Raw genomic sequence first — 778 nt, 5'->3', positions numbered from 1 at the left:
CGTAGTCGCGGGCATGGCCCCAATCGCGCTTAGCATCGATGTTGCCGAGGCGCAGCTCGTTCTGGATGCCAAGCTTGATCCGCGCGACGCCATCGGTGACCTTGCGGGTCACGAATTCACGGCCGCGCAGCGGGCTTTCGTGGTTGAACAGAATACCCGATGAGGCATGCATGCCAAAGCTCTCGCGGTAGTTGACCGTGATCCAATGGCCGTACAGCTTGGCGACGGCGTAGGGCGAGCGCGGGTAGAAGGGCGTCTTCTCGCTCTGCATGTCCTGCTGGATCAGTCCGTACATCTCGGACGAAGACGCCTGATAGAATCGGGTGTCGGGCTTGACGATCCGCAACGCTTCCAGTGCGTGCGTGACGCCGAGCGCGGTAACCTGCGTCGTCAAGATCGGCTGCTGCCACGACGTGGCGACGAACGACTGCGCCGCAAGATTGTAGAATTCGTCGGGCTGCACGTCCTTCACCAAGCGCATCAGCGACGACATGTCGACGAGGTTGGCATCATGCAGCTGGACGTCGTCCAGGATGCCCAGCCATTCAAGCCGATGGTCGGCGACTCCGCCATGCGACGAACGGCGGACAACGCCATGCACCTCATAGCCATGCTCAAGCAGATGCTGGGCGAGATAGGCGCCGTCTTGTCCCGTAATGCCGGTGAGTAACGCACGTTTTGCCATCTTAAGCTCCGGATTTGAAATAGGGGACATCGGCCGAGGCGAACTGCCGCCTACCGATCCCATGGCAAACGGACAAGACATTCATCTCTTTGC

Annotated in this window: 1 protein-coding gene; it reads right to left on the bottom strand. The window is 60.3% G+C overall.

Annotation, left to right across the window (positions count from 1 at the left end; translation table 11 throughout):
* Nucleotides 1-685: GDP-mannose 4,6-dehydratase (locus ACYVE7_RS35020; RefSeq protein WP_460370971.1), on the bottom strand; the 685-nt coding region annotated here is incomplete at its 3' end.
* Between the last annotated feature and the right edge of the window lie 93 nt (nucleotides 686-778).

The organism is Actinocorallia lasiicapitis, from assembly GCF_054778695.1.
The sequence above is the reverse complement of the archived record's forward strand: the minus strand, read 5'-3'. Positions and strand labels throughout refer to the sequence as shown.